The organism is Qipengyuania gaetbuli, assembly GCF_020524765.1.
Lineage (GTDB): Bacteria > Pseudomonadota > Alphaproteobacteria > Sphingomonadales > Sphingomonadaceae > Qipengyuania > Qipengyuania gaetbuli_A.
Window position 1 is genome coordinate 1,415,661 of record NZ_JAIVLR010000001.1, and the last position, 20,197, is coordinate 1,435,857.

The 20,197-nt window shown below is 66.1% G+C and carries 22 protein-coding genes and 1 tRNA gene; 14 read left to right on the plus strand and 9 right to left on the minus strand.

Translation table 11 applies throughout. The features are described 5' to 3' along the window. Nucleotides 1-26: 26 nt before the first annotated feature. A tRNA-Gly gene (locus tag LC083_RS07205) sits at nt 27-100 on the plus strand. Nucleotides 101-112: 12 nt separating this feature from the next. Here the strand turns inward: LC083_RS07205 and panC are convergent. Further along, a complete protein-coding gene (gene panC / locus LC083_RS07210) occupies nt 113-964 on the minus strand; it encodes a pantoate--beta-alanine ligase (RefSeq protein ID WP_226699782.1) in 852 nt (283 codons plus the stop codon). An 86-nt stretch (nt 965-1,050) separates the two neighbouring features. Here panC and LC083_RS07215 point away from each other — a divergent pair, with 86 nt between their 5' ends. From LC083_RS07215 to LC083_RS07235, 5 genes are read left to right on the plus strand one after another with little or no spacing between them, the layout of a single operon-like run. Next, on the plus strand, nt 1,051-1,863 hold the full coding sequence (locus tag LC083_RS07215; RefSeq protein WP_226699783.1) for a division plane positioning ATPase MipZ: 813 nt from the start codon (nt 1,051-1,053) through the stop codon (nt 1,861-1,863). After that, complete coding sequence (locus LC083_RS07220) at nt 1,860-2,162, plus strand: J domain-containing protein (RefSeq protein WP_160608702.1); 303 nt, start codon at nt 1,860-1,862, stop codon at nt 2,160-2,162. The genes LC083_RS07215 and LC083_RS07220 overlap by 4 nt, the downstream gene beginning before the upstream one ends. After that, nucleotides 2,159-3,562 carry a phosphoglucomutase/phosphomannomutase PgmG gene (gene pgmG / locus LC083_RS07225; protein WP_226699784.1) on the plus strand — a complete coding sequence of 468 codons (1,404 nt, stop codon included), beginning with the start codon at nt 2,159-2,161 and terminating at the stop codon, nt 3,560-3,562. Before LC083_RS07220 ends, pgmG begins: the two co-directional genes overlap by 4 nt. 24 nt (nt 3,563-3,586) lie before the next feature. After that, nucleotides 3,587-4,393 carry a DUF2059 domain-containing protein gene (locus tag LC083_RS07230; RefSeq protein ID WP_226699785.1) on the plus strand — a complete coding sequence of 269 codons (807 nt, stop codon included), beginning with the start codon at nt 3,587-3,589 and terminating at the stop codon, nt 4,391-4,393. Nucleotides 4,394-4,434: 41 nt separating this feature from the next. Beyond that, a complete protein-coding gene (locus LC083_RS07235; RefSeq protein WP_226699786.1) occupies nt 4,435-6,894 on the plus strand; it encodes a ligase-associated DNA damage response DEXH box helicase in 2,460 nt (819 codons plus the stop codon). Here LC083_RS07235 and LC083_RS07240 read toward each other — a convergent pair. From LC083_RS07240 to LC083_RS07260, 5 genes are all read right to left on the minus strand, one after another. Then, a complete protein-coding gene (locus LC083_RS07240) occupies nt 6,891-7,328 on the minus strand; it encodes an ExbD/TolR family protein (RefSeq protein ID WP_226699787.1) in 438 nt (145 codons plus the stop codon). The genes LC083_RS07235 and LC083_RS07240 overlap by 4 nt on opposite strands. Before the next feature lie 134 nt (nt 7,329-7,462). Beyond that, complete coding sequence (locus tag LC083_RS07245) at nt 7,463-7,909, minus strand: ExbD/TolR family protein (protein WP_226699788.1); 447 nt, start codon at nt 7,907-7,909, stop codon at nt 7,463-7,465. Between the two features lie 37 nt (nt 7,910-7,946). Beyond that, a complete protein-coding gene (locus LC083_RS07250; protein ID WP_199800462.1) occupies nt 7,947-8,477 on the minus strand; it encodes an ExbD/TolR family protein in 531 nt (176 codons plus the stop codon). Nucleotides 8,478-8,555: 78 nt separating this feature from the next. Further along, nucleotides 8,556-9,332, minus strand: a complete 777-nt coding sequence (locus LC083_RS07255) for a MotA/TolQ/ExbB proton channel family protein (RefSeq protein ID WP_226699789.1) — start codon at nt 9,330-9,332, stop codon at nt 8,556-8,558. Nucleotides 9,333-9,384: 52 nt separating this feature from the next. Further along, nucleotides 9,385-10,032 (minus strand): energy transducer TonB, encoded by a 648-nt coding sequence (locus LC083_RS07260; protein ID WP_226699790.1) that lies wholly within the window; start codon nt 10,030-10,032, stop codon nt 9,385-9,387. 348 nt (nt 10,033-10,380) lie between these two features. On the opposite strand from LC083_RS07260, the gene LC083_RS07265 reads away from it, so the two are divergent. The 3 genes from LC083_RS07265 to LC083_RS07275 all read left to right on the plus strand — a co-directional run bounded on the left by LC083_RS07265 (nt 10,381) and on the right by LC083_RS07275 (nt 13,039). Next, nucleotides 10,381-11,250 carry a hypothetical protein gene (locus tag LC083_RS07265; protein WP_226699791.1) on the plus strand — a complete coding sequence of 290 codons (870 nt, stop codon included), beginning with the start codon at nt 10,381-10,383 and terminating at the stop codon, nt 11,248-11,250. A gap of 69 nt (nt 11,251-11,319) precedes the next feature. After that, nucleotides 11,320-11,739 carry an acyl-CoA thioesterase gene (locus tag LC083_RS07270; protein ID WP_226699792.1) on the plus strand — a complete coding sequence of 140 codons (420 nt, stop codon included), beginning with the start codon at nt 11,320-11,322 and terminating at the stop codon, nt 11,737-11,739. Then, a complete protein-coding gene (locus LC083_RS07275) occupies nt 11,732-13,039 on the plus strand; it encodes a homoserine dehydrogenase (RefSeq protein ID WP_222554859.1) in 1,308 nt (435 codons plus the stop codon). Before LC083_RS07270 ends, LC083_RS07275 begins: the two co-directional genes overlap by 8 nt. Here LC083_RS07275 and LC083_RS07280 read toward each other — a convergent pair. Then, nucleotides 12,993-13,613 (minus strand): hypothetical protein, encoded by a 621-nt coding sequence (locus tag LC083_RS07280; RefSeq protein WP_226699793.1) that lies wholly within the window; start codon nt 13,611-13,613, stop codon nt 12,993-12,995. The genes LC083_RS07275 and LC083_RS07280 overlap by 47 nt on opposite strands. 94 nt (nt 13,614-13,707) lie before the next feature. Between LC083_RS07280 and glpX the strand changes: the two genes are divergently transcribed. Continuing rightward, the gene (gene glpX / locus LC083_RS07285) at nt 13,708-14,682 is read left to right on the plus strand and encodes a class II fructose-bisphosphatase (protein WP_226699794.1); all 975 of its coding nucleotides are present in this window, start codon (nt 13,708-13,710) and stop codon (nt 14,680-14,682) included. A gap of 92 nt (nt 14,683-14,774) precedes the next feature. Continuing rightward, entirely contained in the window at nt 14,775-15,710 is a 936-nt protein-coding gene (locus LC083_RS07290) for a ribose-phosphate pyrophosphokinase (protein ID WP_222554862.1), read from the plus strand. On the opposite strand, the gene LC083_RS07295 is transcribed toward LC083_RS07290, so the two are convergent. Beyond that, nucleotides 15,707-16,702, minus strand: coding sequence for a helix-turn-helix domain-containing protein (locus LC083_RS07295; protein ID WP_226699795.1), 996 nt, complete (start codon nt 16,700-16,702; stop codon nt 15,707-15,709). The genes LC083_RS07290 and LC083_RS07295 overlap by 4 nt on opposite strands. A gap of 15 nt (nt 16,703-16,717) precedes the next feature. Then, a complete protein-coding gene (locus LC083_RS07300; RefSeq protein WP_226699796.1) occupies nt 16,718-17,629 on the minus strand; it encodes a helix-turn-helix domain-containing protein in 912 nt (303 codons plus the stop codon). A gap of 184 nt (nt 17,630-17,813) precedes the next feature. On the opposite strand from LC083_RS07300, the gene hisN reads away from it, so the two are divergent. The 3 genes from hisN to LC083_RS07315 all read left to right on the plus strand — a co-directional run bounded on the left by hisN (nt 17,814) and on the right by LC083_RS07315 (nt 20,196). Beyond that, nucleotides 17,814-18,596, plus strand: a complete 783-nt coding sequence (gene hisN / locus LC083_RS07305; RefSeq protein WP_226699797.1) for a histidinol-phosphatase — start codon at nt 17,814-17,816, stop codon at nt 18,594-18,596. A gap of 99 nt (nt 18,597-18,695) precedes the next feature. Beyond that, nucleotides 18,696-19,322, plus strand: coding sequence for a hypothetical protein (locus tag LC083_RS07310; RefSeq protein WP_226699798.1), 627 nt, complete (start codon nt 18,696-18,698; stop codon nt 19,320-19,322). 109 nt (nt 19,323-19,431) lie between these two features. Beyond that, on the plus strand, nt 19,432-20,196 hold the full coding sequence (locus LC083_RS07315) for an SDR family NAD(P)-dependent oxidoreductase (RefSeq protein ID WP_226699799.1): 765 nt from the start codon (nt 19,432-19,434) through the stop codon (nt 20,194-20,196). Nucleotide 20,197 lies beyond the last annotated feature (1 nt).

Here is a 20,197-nt window from a genome sequence, read left to right on the forward strand (position 1 = left end):
TTGCGCGGCCGCCCGGACGGACACGAGCGGGTATAGCATAGTGGTAATGCTCTAGCCTTCCAAGCTAGCTAGAGGGGTTCGATTCCCCTTACCCGCTCCAGTCCGCAGGCCTTCAAACGACAGCCATGTTGTCGATCAGCCGCGTGCCGCCGATCCGCGCCGCGACAAACAGGCGCGCGTTGCCGTTGTCCGTGTCCAGCGGGACGAGGCTGTCCGCATCGCGGACCTCCGCATAATCGATACTGTCGAATCCGGCTTCGAGGAGCTTGGCGGAAAGCGCAGCGAGTGCATTCTCGACTGCCTGACCGTTACCGATCGCCGCGATTGCTTCGCGCATGGCCTGCGGGATCGCCGCTGCCTGGCTGCGCTGCTCGGCGGAGAGGTAGGCATTGCGGCTGCTCATCGCGAGACCGTCCGCCTCGCGCACGATCGGCACACCGCGAATATTGTCGACATGGGGCAGCGTGAGGTCGAGATCGCGGGCCATCCGGCGGATGACGGCGAGCTGCTGCCAGTCCTTCTCCCCGAAAAAGGCGATGTCGGGCATGACCTGGTTGAAGAGCTTGCACACGACCGTTGCGACGCCGTCGAAATGGCCCGGCCGGTTTCCGCCGCACAGGCCCTCGCTCACCCCGGCGACCGAGATGTTGGTGGCATAGCCTGCCGGATACATGGCTTCGGGCACCGGCGCCCACAGCAGGGCCACGCCTTCCGCTTCCAGCAGTTCGGAATCGCGCGCGAGCTGCCGCGGATAGGCGTCGAGATCCTCGCCCGCTCCGAACTGGCGGGGATTGACGAAGATCGAGGCGACCACATGATCCGCCGCCTCGCGCGCGCGGCGCATCAGCGTCAGATGGCCGTCGTGCAGCGCGCCCATCGTGGGAACGAGCGCAATGGTCCGGCCTCCGCTCCGCAGGGCTCTGACTTTATTCCTCAACACTTCCAGTTCACGGGCCGTTTGCACCTGTGTATCCCCTTGGATAAGGACCGATGCCAAGCCCTAGCGCCGTGCGCGGGGATGCATCAACCATTTGCGAGAACAGCCCCACCGTGCCTACCGACGCGCCCCACTGGATTACCTTCGCCAACGAAAAGGGCGGCACAGGAAAATCGACCACGGCCGTCCATGTCGCGGTTGCGCTGGCCTATCGCGGGGCGGATGTGGTCGCCTTCGATCTCGACCACCGCCAGCGGACCATGTGCCGCTATTTCGAGAACCGCGCGGAGACTGCGGCGCGGCGCGGCATCGAACTGCCGACAGTGCGGTGCCACACCGTCGAAGGCATGGACGAGCAGGAATTCGGCGCCTTCGTGGAAGAGCAGGGCGCGGGCGCAGACTTCGTGGTCGTGGATACGCCCGGGCGCGACGATCCGCTGGCCCGCTTCGCCGCGACGCAGGCGGATACGCTGGTCACGCCGATGAACGACAGCTTCGTCGATTTCGACCTAATCGGCCAGGTCGAGGGCGAGACGTTCAAGGTGAAGAAGCTGTCCTTCTACGCCGAACTGATCTGGGAAGCGCGCATCAAGCGCGGCCGCGCCCAGCTCGAACGCCAGCGCCCGCCGATGGACTGGGTGGTCGTGCGCAACCGCACCGGCCACACCGAGGCGCGCAACATGGCGCGCATCGAGCAGGCGCTGGCGGAAATGTCCAAGCGCGTCGGGTTCCGCACGGCCAAGGGTCTGTCGGAACGCGTGATCTACCGCGAGCTGTTTCCTTCCGGCCTGACCCTGCTCGACAAGGGTCACCTGGGCGATCTGGGGACCAGCCACCTTGTCGCGCGACAGGAATTGCGCGGTCTGGTCGCCTCGCTGCGGCTTCCCGGCAGCGCGACAGGACCGCATGAAGAGGCAGCCGAATGACCCGTTTCATCCTGATCGCCGCAGCGCTTTCGATCTTCTGCCGCTGGGCGCTGGGCAAGTGGCCGTGGGACTATCTGAGGCCCGCCAAGACCCGCGAACAGGCGATCTTCAAGGCCCGCCGGCTGCTCAATGTCTCGGCCAGGGCGAGCCACCGAGAAATCCGCGATGCTCACCGCCAGATGGCCGCGCTGCTCCATCCCGACAGGGGCGGAGACAAGGCCCAGATGCAGGAACTGAACGCGGCACGCGACCTGCTGTTGAACGAACTACCTTACGAGAATCCGGAGCCTCCCCAATGAGCCACGCCTTCGACGCCACCATCCTGCGCGAATACGACATTCGCGGGATCATCGGCGAAACCCTGGGGGCAGACGATGCGCGGGCGATCGGGCGTACCTTCGGTTCGATGCTGCGCGAGGCCGGCGGAAGCCGCGTCGCGGTCGGCTATGACGGGCGGGTCAGCTCGCCGATGCTGGAACACGCCCTCGTGGAAGGCCTCACCGCATCGGGCTGCAATGTCGTGCGCATCGGCCTCGGCGCGACGCCCATGCTATATTATGCCGAGGCTAGCGATCACGACATCCATGGCGGCATCCAGATAACCGGCAGTCACAATCCCCCCAATTACAACGGCTTCAAGATGGTGTTCCAGGGCCGCCCGTTTTTCGGCGCGGACATCCAGGAACTGGGGCGCAGGGCGGCTGCGGGCGAGTGGGCGGATGGTGCAGGCGAGGTCGAGAAACGCGATATCATCGACGAATACGTCCACCGCATGGTGACCGCGCTCGACGCTATCGACAGCGAAGCGCTGGCGGATATGCGGATCGGCTGGGACGCAGGTAACGGGGCCGCCGGTCCGGCGCTCGAAAAGCTGGTCGCGCAGCTGCCCGGCGAACACCACCTGCTCTACACCGACGTCGACGGCACGTTTCCCAATCATCATCCCGATCCTACTGTCGAGGAGAACCTTGCGGATTTGCGAAAACTCGTCTCCGCAAAGTCCCTCGATTTCGGTATCGCTTTCGATGGCGACGGCGACCGCATCGGCGCGATCGATGGCGAAGGCCGGGTGATCTGGGGCGACCAGCTGCTGATGATCTATGCCGAAGACCTGCTGCAGACGCTGGGCGGTGCGACGATCATCGCCGATGTGAAGGCCAGCCGCGCGCTGTTCGACCATGTCACGGCGCATGGCGGCGAGCCGCTCATGTGGAAGACCGGCCACTCGCTGATTAAGTCCAAAATGAAGGAAACCGGTTCGCCGCTCGCCGGCGAGATGAGCGGCCACGTCTTCTTCGCCGACGAATATTACGGTTTCGACGACGCGCTCTATGCCGGCGTGCGCCTGATCGCCGCCTCGGCGCGGCTGGGCAAGTCGGTCACCGAACTGCGCGGCGCCATGCCCCAGCTGGTGAATACGCCCGAGATGCGCTTCCAGGTCGACGAGAGCCGCAAGTTTGCCGCGATCAAGGAGGTAGAGGACCGCCTTGCAGGCACCGATGCCGACGTGAACGGCACCGACGGGGTACGCGTCAGCACGCCCGACGGCTGGTGGCTGCTGCGCGCATCGAACACGCAGGACGTGCTTGTCGCCCGCGCCGAAAGCGACAGCGAGGAAGGCCTTGCCCGCCTGATGGCACAGATCGACGAACAGCTGGCGCTGAGTGGGCTCGAGCGCGGCGAAAGCGTCGGGCACTAGGCGATTTACGGAGAGGGAATGCCGATGACGAGGTGGCTCCTGGCGCTGGGTGCGCCGCTTGCCTTTGCTGCCCAGCCGCTGGCTGCGCAGGACAATTCCGCCAAGGAAGCGGACATGATGGCGGCCATGGCGGAAGTCTTCGCCGCGCCGCCGCTGACCGCCGAACAGCAGGCCCGCCTGCCGCTGGCCACCAGCGTGGTCGACAAGCTCATGCCGCAAGGAACTATGGGCGAGGTCATGGGCTCCATGTTCGAAGGCATGCTCGGCCCGATGATGAAGCTGGCCGAGAAGGCCCCGCCGAACCTGGCCGAACACATCGGCTACGACGCCTCCGAGCTCGATCTCACCGACGAGCAGGTGATCGAGATCGCGGCCATGGTCGATCCCGCCTGGCGCGAGCGGCGCGAACGCGAGGGCGCGCTAATGCAGGAAGTCATGGTCGACCTGATGACGGCGATGGAACCCGCCATCCGCAAGGGGATGAGCGAGGCCTATGCCGCCACCTTCTCGGTCGCGGAATTGAACGACATTTCCGCCTTCTTCTCGACCCCGAGCGGCGCGACCTTCGCACGCAAGTCCTACCAGCTGGCCAATGACCCGCGCATCATGGGTGCGGCCATGGGCAGCCTGCCGGTCATGCTCGAACAGTTCGCCGCGATGGAGGCCAAGATGGCCGCCGTTACCGCTGAACTCGGCGCCAAGCGCACCTATGCGACGCTCACCGCAGCGCAGAAGGAGCGGATCATGGGCCTTGCCGGGCTGAGCGCGGAAGAGCTGGAGCTGGGAATGCAGGTCGCTGCCGAAGCGGCTGCGGAACAGAACCCCTTCTGAGGCGCGCGGGAACGCACTTCCATCCGGCTCGCTCTGACAGCGTGAGCGACGTGTCCATCCCGCCGGAAATCGCAGACTGGTTCGCCGGTCGCGGCTGGCGCGTGCGCCGCCACCAGGCGGAAATGCTTGCGGCGAGCGATGCGGGCGACCATGCCCTGCTGGTGGCGGATACGGGGGCGGGCAAGACGCTGGCGGGGTTCCTGCCGACGCTGGCCGATTTCACGCCATCGCGAATGGCGGGGGCCAAGCCGCACGAGGGGCTGCACACGCTCTACGTCTCGCCGCTGAAGGCGCTGGCCCATGACGTCCAGCGCAACCTCCTGACACCGATCGAGGAGATGGGGCTCCCGATAACGGTCGAGACGCGCAGCGGCGACACGCCGTCGGACCGCAAGCGCCGGCAGCGCCAGAAGCCGCCCAACGTGCTGCTGACGACGCCGGAAAGCCTTTCGCTGCTGCTTTCCTTCCCCGACAGCTTTGCGCTGTTTGCGGGCCTCAAGCGGATCGTCATCGACGAGGTCCACGCCTTTGCCACCGGCAAGCGGGGCGACTTGCTGGCGCTGGCATTGGCGCGGCTGCAGGCCATCGCACCCGCCATGCAGCGCGTGGCCCTGTCGGCCACCGTTGCGAGCCCCGAAGCCTTTCGCGAATGGTTGGCCCCCTGGGGCGATCTCGATTCGGTGCGGCTGGTGGAAGGCGAGGAAGGCGCGCCGTCGGAAGTTGAAATCCTGCTGCCCGATGAAGAGCGCGTGCCATGGGGCGGCCATGCGGCGACCTGGGCGATCCCGCAGCTCTACGAACAGATCCGCAGGAACCGCACCACGCTGGTCTTCACCAACACGCGTTTCCTCGCCGAATACATCTTCCAGAACCTGTGGGACGTTAACGAGGACAAACTGCCCATCGGCATCCACCACGGTTCGCTTTCGCGCGAGGCGCGGCGGAAGGTCGAAGGGGCGATGGCGCGCGGCGAGCTGCGTGCGCTCGTGGCGACGGCCAGCCTCGATCTCGGCGTGGACTGGGGCGATATCGACCTCGTCGTCCAGATGGGCGCGCCCAAGGGCTCCTCGCGCCTGCTCCAGCGTATCGGAAGGGCCAACCACCGGCTCGACCAGCCCAGCCGCGCGCTGCTGGTCCCCGGCAACCGCTTCGAGTTTCTCGAAGCGACCGCGGCCAAGGAAGCGGTGGACGAGGGCCAGCGCGATGGCGAGGACTTCCGCCCCGGCGGTCTCGACGTGCTGGCGCAGCACGTCATGGCTTGCGCCTGCGCCGCCCCGTTCGAGGAGCAAGCGCTGCTGGCGGAAATCCGTTCCAGCCTCGCCTATGCCTGGGTCGACGAGGAGGTGTGGCAGCGCGTGCTGACCTTCGTCGCTACGGGCGGCTATGCGCTGCGGGCCTACGACAAGTTCAAGCGCATCGTGCGCGACCGTGAGGGCGTGTGGCGCCTCAGCCATCCCGAACAGGCGCAGCGGCACCGGATGAACGCCGGGATCATCATCGACAGCGAAATGCTCGACGTGCGCATCAATGCCGGGCGCGGCAGGGGCGGGCGCAGCCTCGGCAAGGTGGAGGAACGCTTCGCAGCCTCGCTCAGCCCGGGCGATACCTTCGCCTTTGCCGGCATGAGCCTCGAAGTGGTCAAGCTGCAGGACATGGAAGTGGTGGTGAAGGCCGCCAAGGCATCTGCCATGATCCCGAGCTATGGCGGGGCGCGCATGCCGCTGACGACCCACCTCGCGGATCGGGTGCGCGAGATGCTGGTGGACCGCGCAGGCTGGGCGCGCTTTCCCGACGACGTGCGCGAATGGCTGGAAGTGCAGGACTGGCGCAGCCGGATGCCGGGGCCGGGCCAGCTGCTGGTCGAAAGCTTCCCGCACGCCAAGCGGCATTACAGCGTCTACTATACGTTCGAAGGCTGGAACGCGAACCAGAGCCTCGGCATGCTGATTACGCGGCGGATGGAGGACAGGGGGCTGATGCCGGGCGGGTTCGTTGCCAACGATTATTCACTCGCGGTCTGGGGGCTGAAGCCCGTCACCGATCCTGCGCCCCTGCTGTCGCCCGATATCCTGCAGGACGAATTCATCGAATGGGTCCAGAATTCGCATCTCTTACGGCGAGCCTTCCGCGAAGTCGCGGTGATCGGCGGGCTGGTCGAACGCCAGCATCCGGGCAAGCGCAAGACCGGCAAGCAGGTCACTTTCTCGACGGACCTCATCTACGACGTGCTGCGCAAGTACGAGCCCGACCATGTCTTGCTCGAGGCGGCTTGGGCCGATGCGCGCACGCGCATGACCGACGTGGGGCGGCTCGGCAATCTGCTCGACCGGTCGGCCGAGCAGCTGGTCCATGTCGAACTCGACCGGGTCAGCCCGCTGGCCGTGCCCGTGATGGTCATGATCGGGCGCGAGGCGACGCCGCAAGGCTCGGTCGACGATGAACTCCTGCTCGAGGCGGAGAGCTTGGCCGGAGCCGCCATGCGGGTCGACGATCTGCCCTAGTTGCCGACTTCGCTGCCGAACTCGCGGTACTTCTCGTTCCCGACGAAAGCGAAGCGGGTGACGCCTGCATCCTTGATCAGGGCGATGGTGCGGGCCGAGGCCTCGTAGCTGGCGAAGGCGTCCGGTTCGAAGCGCAGGAGCGGTTCCTCGCGCATGTCCGCAGCGGCAGCGAGCTGGTTGAGAAGTTCCTGCCGGTCCAGCTCCGCACCGTTCCAGTAGAGGCGGTCCTGCGCGTCGATGGTGACGACGTTCACGTCGCGGATGTCCTCTGTCGCGCGGCCCGTCGGCAAGGGGACCTGCAGAGCATGGGTCGCGATGGGGATCACCATGATGAACATGATCAGCAGGACCAGCATGACATCAATCAGCGGGGTGATGTTCATGTCGCCCAATGGACGGCCGACCGGAGCGAGGGCGCGCGAGGGATAGGGCATGCTTATTCTCCTTTCAAAAAGACAAGATAACATACCATAGATTTACGTGGGAAAAAGTCGATGTCGGGATACCTGCAGGCAAAAGAAAAGGGGCGGATCGCTCCGCCCCTTTCCCATGTTCCGATTGTCCGGCGTTACTGGGCCGAAGCCGCCTTGCCGAAGGTGCGGTAACGTTCGTTACCGACGAAGCCGAACTTGGTCACGCCGCTCGACTTGATGATCTGGAGCACGCGGGCCGAAGCTTCATAGCTGGCCAGGGCTTCCGGTTCGAACTGCAGTTCGGGTTCCGGATTGATCGTCATCGACTGGGCGAGCAGGTTGACCAGATCGCCTTCCTGGATGGTCTGGCCGTTCCAGAGCAGTTCGTCACCCTGCGTGATGACGAGCTTGTTCTTGTCCGGCTCCACCGTCACAGGGGGCGGGTTGGGGTTCGGTTGCGGAAGGTCGATGTCGACCGAGTGGGTCGCCACCGGGATGGTGATGATGAACATGATGAGGAGAACGAGCAGGACGTCGATAAGCGGCGTCATGTTCATTTCCATCATCGGCGCGCCATCATCCTTGCCGCCTGACATTGCCATGAGGGTATCTCCCTAGAAATTCGGGCTCGAAGCCCGGTCAGCCGTTCGGGTCGACCGGGTTCGAGATGAAGCCGACGGTCGGATAACCGGCCGCCTGCACGTTGTAGATCGCCCCTGCGACGCATGACCAGGGAGCATTCACGTCGCCGCGAATGTGGACCTGCGGGATCGCTTCGGGATCTTCCATGATCGCTTCGGGACCACCGTAGCGCTGAACGATCTGGTCGAGGCGCTCGAATGCCTGGTCGTAGAGCTCTTCAGACGTCACCGGAGTGGTGTTGTTGAAGTACACGCGGCATTCGCCGTTGCGTGCAGCCCCTTCGAACCCGGCCTCGCCCGCGCTGCGGCCTGCCGCGTCGGTCGTGCTGACCGTCAGGAGCAGGTTTTCGACCTTATCCTTCGATTCGATCGACTCGAAGATCGGGATCTCGAGCTTCTCGATCGTCTGGATCGCGACCGGGACCGCGATAAGGAAGATGATCAGAAGCACCAGCATCACGTCCACGAGCGGGGTGGTGTTGATGTCCGACATCGGCGTTTCCGCGCTGCCGCCTACTGAAACCGCCATCTTGTGTCCTGTCCGTAGCTAAAACTTATCGACTGCTTGCGGGAATGGCGGGGACCGTCGGGCCCCCGCCGATCCAGCTTACTTCTTGACCGTGGTGCCGGCCGGAGCAGCGGCAGCCTTGCCAGCCTGCTGGGTCGAAGTCGCGGTCATCACTGCCGGGCGGATCTTGCCGTCCGAGCTGATGTTGGCGAGCAGGTCGGTGGTGAAACCGGTCATCAGTTCGGCGATGCGACGGTTACGGCTCTGCAGCCAGTTGTAGGCGAACACGGCCGGAACGGCGACGAGCAGACCGATGGCGGTCATGATCAGTGCTTCACCGACCGGGCCTGCGACCTTGTCGATCGATGCCGAACCGGCAGCGCCGATGTTGATCAGAGCGCGGTAGATACCGATAACCGTACCGAGCAGACCGACGAACGGTGCGGTTGCACCGACGGTCGCGAGGAACGGCAGGCCGCCTGCAAGCTTGGCGTTGATGGTCGCTTCCGAACGGGCGAGCGAACCGTGCAGCCAGTCGTGGGCTTCGAGGCTGTCACCCATCTGGTGGTGGCTGTCGCGAGCCTTGACGGCATCGTCGACCAGCTGGCGCCATGCGCTGTTCTTTTCCAGCTTCTTCGCGCCTTCGTCGAGGGTGCCTGCACGCCAGAAGTTCTGACGCACGCCCTTGAACTGGTTCATCACCTTCTGCTGTTCGAACAGCTTGGTGAAGAGGATGTAGAACGAACCCACCGACATGATGATCATGACGGAGAGAATGAACCAGGCAACGAAGCCGCCCTGTTCCATGGCTTCCCAGAAGCCGAAAGAGGTCTGCGGAGCAGCATCGCCCGCCGCGGCAAGAAGTTCGATAATCATAGCGAGTAATCCTCTTAGGTAATTGCTTTCAGGCCCAAGACCGGGCGGATTCTTAGTTCAAACGGTAGCTGATCGTACGCACGTCGCTGTCGGGAATCGGGTTCCCGTTCTGGTCCAGCGCCGGATCGTAGCGAGCGTAACGGCTCATGCCGTCGCAGGCTGCGGCGTCGAGGTCGGCGTTGCCGCTCGAAGCCGAAACCGCACAGGCCGAGACGCGGCCGTCGGGTCCGACAGTGACGCGGACGGTCACGTTGCCCTCGATGCCATCGCGTTCCGCACGACGCGGATAGTTGCGCTGGATTCGGGCAGCCCAGCCGCTGAGGCCCTTCGGCGTCGCTTCACGCGACTTGTTGACGGGCGGCGGAGCGGGCGGAGCCGGCGGAGCGGGCGGCGGAATCCGGACCGCGGGCGGTGCCGGCGGCGGAATCGTCGTCTGCGTACGGATCGGGGGCGGCGTCGTCGCGATATTGATCGGCGGCGGCGGGGCCACCGGCGGCGGCGGGGCCGTTTCGGGAATATCTTCCGGCGGCGGCGGCTCGTCCTCGGGCTCCGGCGGCGGTGGTTCTTCCACGTCGATCGTGGTCACGCGTTCGACAACCGACTTGGCCACATCGAGTGCCAGGCCGGTGATCAGTGCGTAACCGAGTCCTATGTGGATGAGGGCAACGATGATGATCGCAACGATGCGATTGCCACTCATCTCTTGGTCAGCATAAGCCATTCGGTTGCATCACTCCATCGTGTCTGCCCGATTCGCACCGGGCCGTTCTGGCGCCGTGGGGGGTGGCTTACTCAACCGTAATCCCGACGCCGAATTCCATTTTTCACACGTACGTTACCCTAGGGGCAACGACGGTGCAGGCCTTTGGCTGTTCCCGAAAAAATCCGCAAGTGGACCCAATCAGGCAATATTGTATCATTCGCCCGGCTCTGGCCATCCCCTTAGCTGCGATGCCAGACAGGGGCAAACGCTTTATCGGTTAACGGCGGATTCACGGCACCGCTGGAAGGTATGACCGTTATCGCCGAATCCATGGCATATTGCGACATGCCTGAGAAAAGCGCCCGAGAAATCACGAGGTTCGTCCCGATCATGCTTCCCCGACACATACTTGCCTGCGCCGCCGTCCTCGCGATCGCGACTCCGGCCGCCGCGCAGCAGGCTGCCCCCGCGCCGCTCACCTATGCCGACCTCGTCGACCTCGCCGACGGCACGCCGCTGGTGATCAAGGCGCAGATTCGCAAGCAGGCGACGGTGGAGCCCGAGCGCGCCCGCGGCCTCGCGCCGGGCCATGCCCGCCTCTATATCGAGGCGCGCACATCGGCGCTCATTTCGGGCACCGTGCCCGTGGGCGAGGAGCTGCGCTATCTCGTCGACGTGCCGCTCGATGCGAAGGGCAAGCCGCCCAAGCTGAAGAAGCAGGAAGTGCTGCTGTTCGCGCGCCCCGTCGCCGGTCGCCCGGGCGAAATCCAGCTGGTCGATAGCGGGGCGCAGCTTCCCTATTCGCCGGAGCTCGAGTCGCGCCTGCGGCCGATCCTGACCGACCTGCTCGCATCCGACGCCCCGCCGGCAGTCACCGGCATCAGCGATGCTTTGGCCGTCGAAGGGACGCTGGTGGGCGAATCGGAAACCCAGCTCTTCCTCGACACGGCGAACGACGGGCCGGTGTCCGTCACCATCGTGCGCCGCCCCGGACAGGCCCCGCGCTGGGGCGTGTCCTGGACCGAGATCGTCGACCAGTCCGCTCGCGCTCCGCGTCCGGGCACTATCGCCTGGTATCGCCTCGCCTGCAGCCTGCCCGCCGAACTGCCGGGCAGCGCGAACCTGTCGCGCGATGCGGGCGCAAGGGCGCTGGCCGCGCGCGACTATGCCTTCGTGATCGACCAGCTCGGCCCGTGCGAGCGCACACGGAACTGAAAGCGCGCTTAGGCCTGCCAAAGACAAACTGGTTCACCTCGCCGCCCTGCCTGCGCTAGGCGGGGCGGCATGAAGCCCTTTTCCCATACCTTCCGCGTGCGTTACGCCGAGGTCGACCCGCAGAGCGTCGTCTTCAATTCGCGCTATCTCGAATATGCCGACCTGCTGGTCAGCGAGTTCTTCCGCGAAGCGCGCGAGGAGCGGGGGATGCCCGCCGATGTCGAGTTCCATGTCCGCCGGGCAGAGGTCGATTACCTCGCGCCCATCCGCCTGGAAGAACTGATCGAGGGCCGCCTGACGATCGAACGCATCGGCAATTCCAGCATGGAAACGCTGGTGACGCTGCACGGGGCGCAAGACGGCGACCTGCGCGCTGAAATGCGCCTGCTCACCGTCCATGTCGATTTGCCCGAAGGACGCCCGACCCCGGTTCCCGATGCCGTGCGCACTGCCTTCGGCTTCCCCGCACTGGAGAAAATCGATGGCTGATCCGCTGCGCATCGCGCTTGCCGGCCTCGGCACTGTCGGCACCGGCGTCATCCGCCTGATCGAGACCAATCGCGACATGATCGCGGCGCGTGCCGGCAGGCCGATCGAGATTACCGCGGTGACCGCACGCGATCGAGGCCGCGACCGCGGCGTGGACCTGTCGCCCTATGCCTGGGTCGACGACATGCACGCCATGGCCGAACGCGCCGATGTCGATGTCGTGGTCGAGCTGGTCGGCGGGTCGGACGGTCCGGCCCTGACGCTCGCCCGCGCCGCGCTCGATGCGGGCAAGGGCTTCGTCACCGCGAACAAGGCGATGGTCGCGCACCACGGCCTCGAACTGGCCGAGCTCGCCGCGATCAAGTCCGCACCCTTCGCTTTCGAGGCGGCGGTCGCGGGCGGCATCCCGGTGGTGAAGGGGCTGCGCGAAGGCACGGCGGCCAATGCGCTCAACCGGATTTACGGCATCCTCAACGGCACCTGCAATTACGTGCTCTCGGAAATGGAGCGCACCGGCGCCGATTTCGACGACATGCTCCGCGCCGCGCAGGAAAAGGGCTATGCCGAGGCTGACCCTGCCTTCGACATCGAGGGCGTGGACGCAGCGCACAAGCTCGCCATCCTGGCCGCCATCGGGTTCGGCACGCGGATCGATTTCGACGCCGTACGCACCGAAGGCATTACCAAGGTGCGCGCCTCCGACATCGCGCAGGCCGATGCGCTGGGTTACGTGGTCCGGCTGGTCGGCACTGCTGCCTTCGACGAAAGCGGCGACGAGCCGCGCCTGCTCCAGCGTGTGCGGCCCTGCCTCGTCCCGTTCCGCCACCCGCTGGCCGCCGTGACGGGCCCGACCAATGCGGTCGTGGCGGAAGGCGATTTTTCGGGACGGCTGCTGTTCCAGGGCGCAGGCGCGGGCGACAAGCCGACCGCCAGCGCGGTGGTGGCCGATCTCATCGAGATCGCCCGCGGGCAGAGCGGGGCACCGTTCTCCGTGCCGGTCACGGCGCTGCGCGAATGCGCGCCTGCCGATCCGGGCCAGCGCGTGGGCCGCGACTACATCCGCTTCACCGTGGCCGACCGCCCGGGCGTGCTTGCGGAAATCACCGCCGCGATGCGCGATGCGGGCGTGTCCATCGAAAGCCTGATCCAGCGCGGCCGCGACCACGAAGGCGGCGAGGTGCAGGTGGCGATGGTCACCCACGAGGGACCGGAGCGCTGCGTCGACGAGGCGCTGGCGCTGCTCGACGGCTCGCCTAGTCTGACGGCTCCGCCTCTGGTGATGCCGATCCTGAAGGACTGACCCCTGCCGCCCGCCCCTGCGGGGCTTGGGGAAGGCCGAGCGCATCGGCATTGTCCTGCCGGCCCGGCTCGGTCACGATCTGCGGCTCGCTTAGCTGGCTGACAGGCGTCTCGCGCCCCAGCGGTGCAAGGCCGCGTGCAATCCGGTCGGCATCGGAGCCGGGCGGGGCTTCGGGCAGGGCCTCGATATCGATCAGCACCGCCATCGGCGGCGGGCAGGGCGGGATGAAGCAGCCGCGTGCGACGACCGGGCCGTGGTTCGGGATGCCGAACATCTCCACCGGCTTCTGGCCCTGCGTGCGCTGCGCATGGCGACGCTCGGCCGCTTCCTTGTCGTAGAGGCGGTTCTCGTCGCCGGTCTGGCGGCGGCAGACGATGATTTCGCCGGAGATTTCAGCGGCATCCTGTTCGGCGCTGCAATCCTCGAACTTCGGGCCGTCGTCCTCCGGCTGGACGCGCAAATCGATGCGCTCTGGCGGCGTCGCCGACTGGGGCTGCAGGGCCTCCTGCGCCGAAGCGGCGAACGGGCTTGCGGCAATGAGGACGGGTACGACCGCAAGGACGCGTCTCGACAATGTCATGCTCCTGCGTCTATCGGCGCGGCGCATACGAATTCGCGCACCGCCCACCCGGTCGCTCCCCAAACTGGCTTCAAGGACTGAACCCGCCATGAACTCGCCTTCCGAAAATCCCCTCGACCGCGTTCTCGTGCTCGAAATGGTCCGCGTGACCGAAGCTGCCGCCATCGCTGCCTCCAAGCTGATCGGCCGCGGCGACGAGAAGGCCGCCGACGCCGCGGCCGTGGAAGCCATGCGCCGCGCCTTCGACACGCTGTACATGGACGGCACCGTGGTCATCGGCGAGGGCGAGCGCGACGAGGCACCCATGCTCTTCATCGGCGAAAAGGTCGGCGGCGCGCCGGGCAAGGGCCCGAAGATCGACATCGCGCTGGACCCGCTGGAAGGCACGACCATCACGGCCAAGGCGGGGCCGAACTCGCTTGCAGTGCTCGCGGCGGCGGCAGAGGGCTGCCTGCTCAACGCGCCCGACGTCTACATGGACAAGCTGGCGGTCGGCCCGGGCTATCCCGAAGGCATCATCGACCTCGCCAAGAGCCCGACCGAGAACGTGAAGGCGGTCGCGGCCGCCAAGGGCGTGGAGCCGGGCGACATCATCGTCTGCGTGCTCGACCGCCCGCGCCATGCCGACCTCATCGCCGAACTGCGCAGCCTGGGCTGCGGCGTAGTGCTGATCGGCGACGGCGACGTGGCCGGCGTCATCGCGGTGACCGACGAGGACACCACGATCGACATGTACATGGGCCAGGGCGGCGCACCCGAAGGCGTGCTGGCGGCAGCCGCGCTGCGCTGCGTCGGCGGCCAGTTCAACGGCCGCCTCGTCTTCCGCAACGACGACGAGAAGGCCCGCGCCCGCAAGTGGGGCATCGAAGATCTCAATCGCATCTACACGCGCGACGACCTGGTGAAAGGCGACTGCATCTTCGCTGCGACCGGCGTGACGTCCGGCTCGCTGCTCGAAGGCGTGAAATACCGCCGCGGCGGCGTGATGACGACCGAAAGCGTGGTCATGCGCGCCTCCAGCGGCACGGTGCGCTGGATCAAGGGCGAACACCGCACGAAATAGGTTCCGGGCGGGGAAAGGCCCGCCATGCCATGTTGCAATCCCATGACGTGTCGCTAGGCGGATTGCACAGCCGCTCACGGGGATTCGCACGCATGAAGATCTTGGCCGCCAATTCGAACCTGCCGCTCGCACGCGCGATCGCGGGCTATCTCGAACTGCCGCTCGTCGACGCGCAGGTACGCCGCTTCGCCGACGAGGAGATCTTCGTCGAGATCCATGAGAACGTGCGCGGCGAGGATGTTTTCGTCGTCCAGTCGACCAGCTATCCGGCGAACGACAATCTCATGGAACTGCTGATCTGCATCGATGCGCTGAAGCGCGCCTCGGCGCGGCGCATCACGGCGGTGGTGCCCTATTTCGGCTACGCGAGGCAGGATCGGAAGCCCGGCCCGCGCACGCCGATCTCGGCCAAGCTGGTGGCGAACCTGATCACCGAAGCGGGCGCCGACCGCGTGCTGTCGGTCGATTTGCACGCCGGCCAGATCCAGGGCTTCTTCGATATCCCGACCGACAACCTCTATGCCGCGCCGGTCATGGCGGCCGACATCCAGGCCCGCTACGGCGACCAGGAACTGATGGTCGTCTCGCCCGACGTGGGCGGCGTGGTGCGCGCCCGCGCGCTGGCCAAGCGGCTCGACAACGCCCCGCTGGCGATCGTCGACAAGCGCCGCGACCGTCCGGGCGAGAGCGAGGTGATGAACATCATCGGCGACGTGTCGGGCCGCCACTGCATCCTGATCGACGACATCATCGATTCGGGCGGCACGCTGTGCAACGCGGCGCAGGCGCTGCTCGACGAAGGGGCGGCATCGGTCGCGGCCTATATCACCCACGGCGTGCTCTCGGGCGGAGCAGTGGCCCGTGTCGACGGTTCCGCGCTCAAGGAACTGGTCATCACCGATTCCATCCGCGCAACCGACGCGGCGAGCGATTCCGAGCGTATCCGCATCCTGACCATCGCCCCGCTGATCGGCGAAGCGGTCCGCCGCATTGCCGACGAAAGCTCGGTCAGCTCGCTCTTCGACTAGGTTTCGTCCGAGCCCTCCATTGGTAGTTCCGATGAAGGGTCGCGCCAGCTCGGCGCCCCGCCCTCGTGCGCGACCGCCAGCGCTTCGGCCTTGCGCGCCTGCCGCGCTTCCAGCGTCAGCGTGATGATCGGCTGGGGCGAGCGGGCGAAGACCATCGGCGTCATGCCGAAGAACTCGCCGAAATCGCGGATCATGTGCGACTGGTCGTAATAACGCATCACCGCTTCATCGCCTTCCGCACCTTCGCAAATACCCCGCAATGTCGCGGCGAGGTCGAGCGCGCGGGCGCGGCGCAGCACGTGCTTGGGTGGCAGGCCGTAATCGCGCAGCACCTGCCGGGTCAGCGTGCGCGGGTTGACGCCCAGCTGTTCGGCAAGGTCGCCCACTTGCAGGTTAGGGTCGGCCAGCGTTGCAAGGTCGAACAGGCGGATCGTCTCGCTCGGCTTTTCCGGCTGCATTTTGCGGACGAGGTCGAGCAGGCATTGTTCGACGAAATCGATCCAGTCGCGCGGCGTGCCGTCGAGATCGAATTCGTCGAGCCATTCCTCGCGGATGGCAGGGTAGACTTCCGCCAGCGTCCTGATTTCGTCGACCAGCGGCGCGATCTCCGGACCACCGAGCGCCCCCACTGCTCCGGGATGGAACTGGATCGCCACGGTCGAAAATCCGCCGCGGAAGGTCGCCGGCATGCGCTTCGAATTGGGGCCGTAGAAATAGGCCCCGCGGCCATGCAGGTAGGAGCCTGACGCCGTCTCGCCGTGCAGATCCCCCTTCAGGATGAAGCGGATGATCGGCACGTCGGAAAACACCCCGCAGGACACGAGATTATCCGCCGGAGCCTCGACCTTGGTGGCATAGAGGCGGCACACCCAAGGCTGCAGTTCCTCGCGGGCCGCGCGGTTGAACGACAGCGGATTGCCGTCGCGGGTGGCGCCCGCAAGCGAGTGCAGGCGGTTGTCCGGGGTCAGGGGCTCGTCGGTTTCGTCACGCATGGGCAGGTCAGGCGGTCAATCGGTATCGGGTTCGGCATCGGGGTCGCGCCACGGGGCAGGCTCGTCGGCGGACAGTTTCGCCAGTGCTTCCAGGCGGCGCGACTGGCGGATTTCCATGGTGATGCGCAGGAGCGGGCAATCGCCGACCTGCAGCCCGCGCGGGGTCTGGTCGAAGAAGTGCCGCATCTCGCGCGACAGGTGGGACTGGTCGAAATAGCGCAGGCGAAGCTCGGGCTCCTCGTCCTCGTCCGCCACGCCGAGCAGGGCGGCGGCCATGTCGAGCGCGCGGGCCCGGCGCAGGGCGAACTTGGGCGTTACGCCCCAGTGGCGGTTGATGGTCCGCTCAAGCGTGCGCCGGGTCACGCCGGTCGTGTCGGCGAAATCGGCAAGGCTCGCATTGGGAGCGGTCAGGCACTGCCACTCGAAAGCCTCGAGCAGGCCGTGCGGCTCCTCGAGCCCCGCCTTGCTGATGCGCTCATGCAGATGCGCCTCGCAGGCATCGAGCCAAGCGACGGGATCATCCTGCGGGCGATGCCCTTCGTGCGGGATGCCGTGACCCGTCAACGGGTCGATCGGCAGGATGCGGTCGAGCATTTCGCTCGCCTCGGGCAGGTCGAAGTTATGCGCAAAGCCGGAGGTGCAATTGACCGAGACAACCCGGAAGGAGCCATGCACCTTCAGCTTCATGGCGCGCGTTTCCGGCCCGAAATAGAGCGCCATGCCCTCTTCGCCCGGCTCGAATTCCTGCACCCCGTCTGCGGTCTCGGCGGTCCATTTCGCGCCGTAGATCATCCGCAGGACCGGGTGTTCGCACATGGACGCGCATTCGATCGCGGCGCCTTCGGGCATGTCGACCGACGTTACGCCCACGCGCATCAGCCAGTGGCGCAGGTCAGGGTGCGGCGACCGGTTGAGCGAAAGGGGCATGCCTTTTGGCGTCGATCCCGTGTTGGAGTGGATCGACGAAATGTCGGCTTCGGTGCCACCAGGCCCCGGCCGGTCAGTGGCGTCCTTGGACGTCGTGACGTAATCCCCCTTCGATGCGACCCGAAGGCGGGATGCGTTATCAAGCTATCTTGACCGTATTGTGTAATGCAGCAAATGCACCGCCATGCCAACGCTTTCCGATCTCGCCTTCGCCAACCGTCTCGCCGATGCCGCCGGGGAAGCGATCCGTCCGCTGTTCCGCGGGAGCTGGGAGCAGGAGCAGAAATCGGACTCCACTTTCGTCACCGAAGCCGACCGCGCCGCCGAGGCCGCGATGCGCGCGTTGATCGAGGCGGAACACCCCGACGACGGCATTTTCGGCGAGGAATACGGCATCCGCAACGAGAGCGCTGGGCGCCGCTGGGTGCTCGACCCGATCGACGGCACCACCAGCTTCATCGCCGGACGGCCCATCTTCGGCACGCTGATCGCGCTGCTGCAGGACGGCTTTCCCGTGCTCGGCATCATCGACCAGCCCATCGGGCGCGAACGCTGGGCGGGCTTTTCGGGGCGCGAGACGACTTTCAACGGCAAGCCGGTGCGCAGCGCGCCGTGCCGTGCGCTGGGCGATGCGGTGCTTGCCACCACCACGCCGCACCAGTTCTCCGACCACGAGGCGGACCATTTCATGGGCCTTGCGAAGTCGGTGGCCGAGCGAAAGATCATCTACGGCGGCGATTGCTACAATTACGGCCTCGTCGCGAGCGGCCATGTCGACCTCGTGTGCGAGGCGGGCCTCAAGCTGCACGATTTCGCCGCGCTGGCCCCGGTGGTGGAGGGCGCAGGCGGCCTCATGTGCGACTGGTCGGGCGAGCCGCTCCATGCGGGCAGCGATGGCAATGTGCTGGCCATCGGCGATCCCGCGCGGCTCGAGGACGTGCTCGAGGCCATGGGCCTCGGCGAATAGGCGGGAAAAGCCCGCGCCGTTCACTTTACAATCATTTGGCCGCCTCTAGGGACCCGTTCGCCGTTTGGACGGCATGAACTCAAAAGGGTCTCAGAACACATGAACAAGACGATTATCGCGCTTGCGCTCGCAGGCGTCGCCATGCCCGCAGCGGCACAGGCACAGGATTACGACAGCTCGAACGCAGTTGCCGCCGACAAGGCCGGCGTGCGTGTCGAAGGTCGCGTTTCCTGGGAGCGGATCAACGATCCCGAAGAAGAAGCCGGCATCAATTACGAAGTGGGTTCGGGCATCGCCTATGGCGGCGAAATCGGCGTCGATTTCCCGGTCAGCGAGCGCGTCGTGCTCGGCCCCTACGTCAACTACGAAGCTTCGAGCGTCGAAGATTGCGCCGACGGCCTGTGCGTCGGCTCGGACGGCTTCTGGTCGGCAGGTATCCATGCAGGCCTGATCACCGGCCAGTCGGGCATGGTCTATGCCAAGCTCGGCTACGGCGAGCAGACCATCTACCTCGACGGCGAATTCTACGATGCCGGCACGAACACCACCTTCGTCTTCGACGAGAGCGAAACCGGTGGCGGTTATGCCTTCGCGATGGGCTACGAGCACGGCTTCACCAGCACGCTCTACGGCCGCGCCGAAGTCGGCGTGAGCGAAGCCTCCGACATCTACGGCTTCGATTTCCAGCGCGGCCACATCGGCCTGTCGCTTGGCGCGCGTTTCTAAGCGCGTAGCAGACTGAAGAGCGTAGGGGCGGGTCGCCGGTCGGGTGGCTCGCCCCCTTTGCTGTCCGGGGACCGCCGGACCTCCTGCGAGCCAGGGGCGTTGTCGGGGCATGACGGATAGCAACACAATCCTCGTGACCGGGGCAGGCAACGGCATCGGCCGCGCGGTCACCACCCATTTCCACGGCCGCGGCTGGCGCGTGATCGGCCTCGATACCGACAGCGAGGCGCTGGCCGAACTGCGCAGCGCCATGCCGGCGGACGGGGCCCTGTTCCTCACCTGCAATGTCGGGCGCGAGGGCGAGGTGAGCCGCGCCTTCGACCGGATCGCGCAGTGGCTGGGCGAGGATGCGATCGACTGCCTCGTCAACAACGCCGGGATCGCCGATCCCTATGCGGGCCCGCTGGACCGGCTGTCGCTCGCCGACTGGCAGGCGTGGATCGATGCGAGCCTCACTGCCGCCTTCCTCGTGACGCGCGGCGCCCTGCCGTTCCTCCAGCGCAGCGGGAGCGCGAGCATCGCCAACATCTCATCCACCCGCGCCGTTATGAGCGAGCCGGAAACCTTCGCCTATGCCGCGGCCAAGGGCGGGCTCGACGCGCTGACCCATTCGCTGGCGGTCTCACTCGGCCCGAAGGTGCGCGTCAACGCTATCCGCCCAGGCTGGATCGAGACGGGCCCGTGGCAGCGCAAGGGCAAGCGCACCGATCCCGACCACCGCGCGAAGGACCGCGCCCAACATCCCGCCGGGCGGATCGGGGAGCCGCAGGATATTGCCGGGGCAGTCGAATACCTGCATGGCGCCACCTTCGTCACCGGCCAGCACCTCAATGTGGACGGCGGCATGACCGTGAAGATGATCTACGAGGACTGAG

What these genes read in the sequence shown, in the direction of transcription:
- LC083_RS07220 (WP_160608702.1), top strand. Translation starts at nt 1,860, where the DNA reads ATGACCCGTTTCATCCTGATCGCCGCAGCGCTTTCGATCTTCTGCCGC.
- pgmG (WP_226699784.1), top strand. Translation starts at nt 2,159, where the DNA reads ATGAGCCACGCCTTCGACGCCACCATCCTGCGCGAATACGACATTCGC.
- LC083_RS07230 (WP_226699785.1), top strand. Translation starts at nt 3,587, where the DNA reads ATGACGAGGTGGCTCCTGGCGCTGGGTGCGCCGCTTGCCTTTGCTGCC.
- LC083_RS07240 (WP_226699787.1), bottom strand. Translation starts at nt 7,328, where the DNA reads ATGCCCTATCCCTCGCGCGCCCTCGCTCCGGTCGGCCGTCCATTGGGC.
- LC083_RS07245 (WP_226699788.1), bottom strand. Translation starts at nt 7,909, where the DNA reads ATGGCAATGTCAGGCGGCAAGGATGATGGCGCGCCGATGATGGAAATG.
- LC083_RS07250 (WP_199800462.1), bottom strand. Translation starts at nt 8,477, where the DNA reads ATGGCGGTTTCAGTAGGCGGCAGCGCGGAAACGCCGATGTCGGACATC.
- LC083_RS07255 (WP_226699789.1), bottom strand. Translation starts at nt 9,332, where the DNA reads ATGATTATCGAACTTCTTGCCGCGGCGGGCGATGCTGCTCCGCAGACC.
- LC083_RS07260 (WP_226699790.1), bottom strand. Translation starts at nt 10,032, where the DNA reads ATGAGTGGCAATCGCATCGTTGCGATCATCATCGTTGCCCTCATCCAC.
- LC083_RS07265 (WP_226699791.1), top strand. Translation starts at nt 10,381, where the DNA reads ATGCCTGAGAAAAGCGCCCGAGAAATCACGAGGTTCGTCCCGATCATG.
- LC083_RS07270 (WP_226699792.1), top strand. Translation starts at nt 11,320, where the DNA reads ATGAAGCCCTTTTCCCATACCTTCCGCGTGCGTTACGCCGAGGTCGAC.
- LC083_RS07275 (WP_222554859.1), top strand. Translation starts at nt 11,732, where the DNA reads ATGGCTGATCCGCTGCGCATCGCGCTTGCCGGCCTCGGCACTGTCGGC.
- glpX (WP_226699794.1), top strand. Translation starts at nt 13,708, where the DNA reads ATGAACTCGCCTTCCGAAAATCCCCTCGACCGCGTTCTCGTGCTCGAA.
- LC083_RS07290 (WP_222554862.1), top strand. Translation starts at nt 14,775, where the DNA reads ATGAAGATCTTGGCCGCCAATTCGAACCTGCCGCTCGCACGCGCGATC.
- LC083_RS07295 (WP_226699795.1), bottom strand. Translation starts at nt 16,702, where the DNA reads ATGCGTGACGAAACCGACGAGCCCCTGACCCCGGACAACCGCCTGCAC.
- LC083_RS07300 (WP_226699796.1), bottom strand. Translation starts at nt 17,629, where the DNA reads ATGCCCCTTTCGCTCAACCGGTCGCCGCACCCTGACCTGCGCCACTGG.
- hisN (WP_226699797.1), top strand. Translation starts at nt 17,814, where the DNA reads ATGCCAACGCTTTCCGATCTCGCCTTCGCCAACCGTCTCGCCGATGCC.
- LC083_RS07310 (WP_226699798.1), top strand. Translation starts at nt 18,696, where the DNA reads ATGAACAAGACGATTATCGCGCTTGCGCTCGCAGGCGTCGCCATGCCC.
- LC083_RS07315 (WP_226699799.1), top strand. Translation starts at nt 19,432, where the DNA reads ATGACGGATAGCAACACAATCCTCGTGACCGGGGCAGGCAACGGCATC.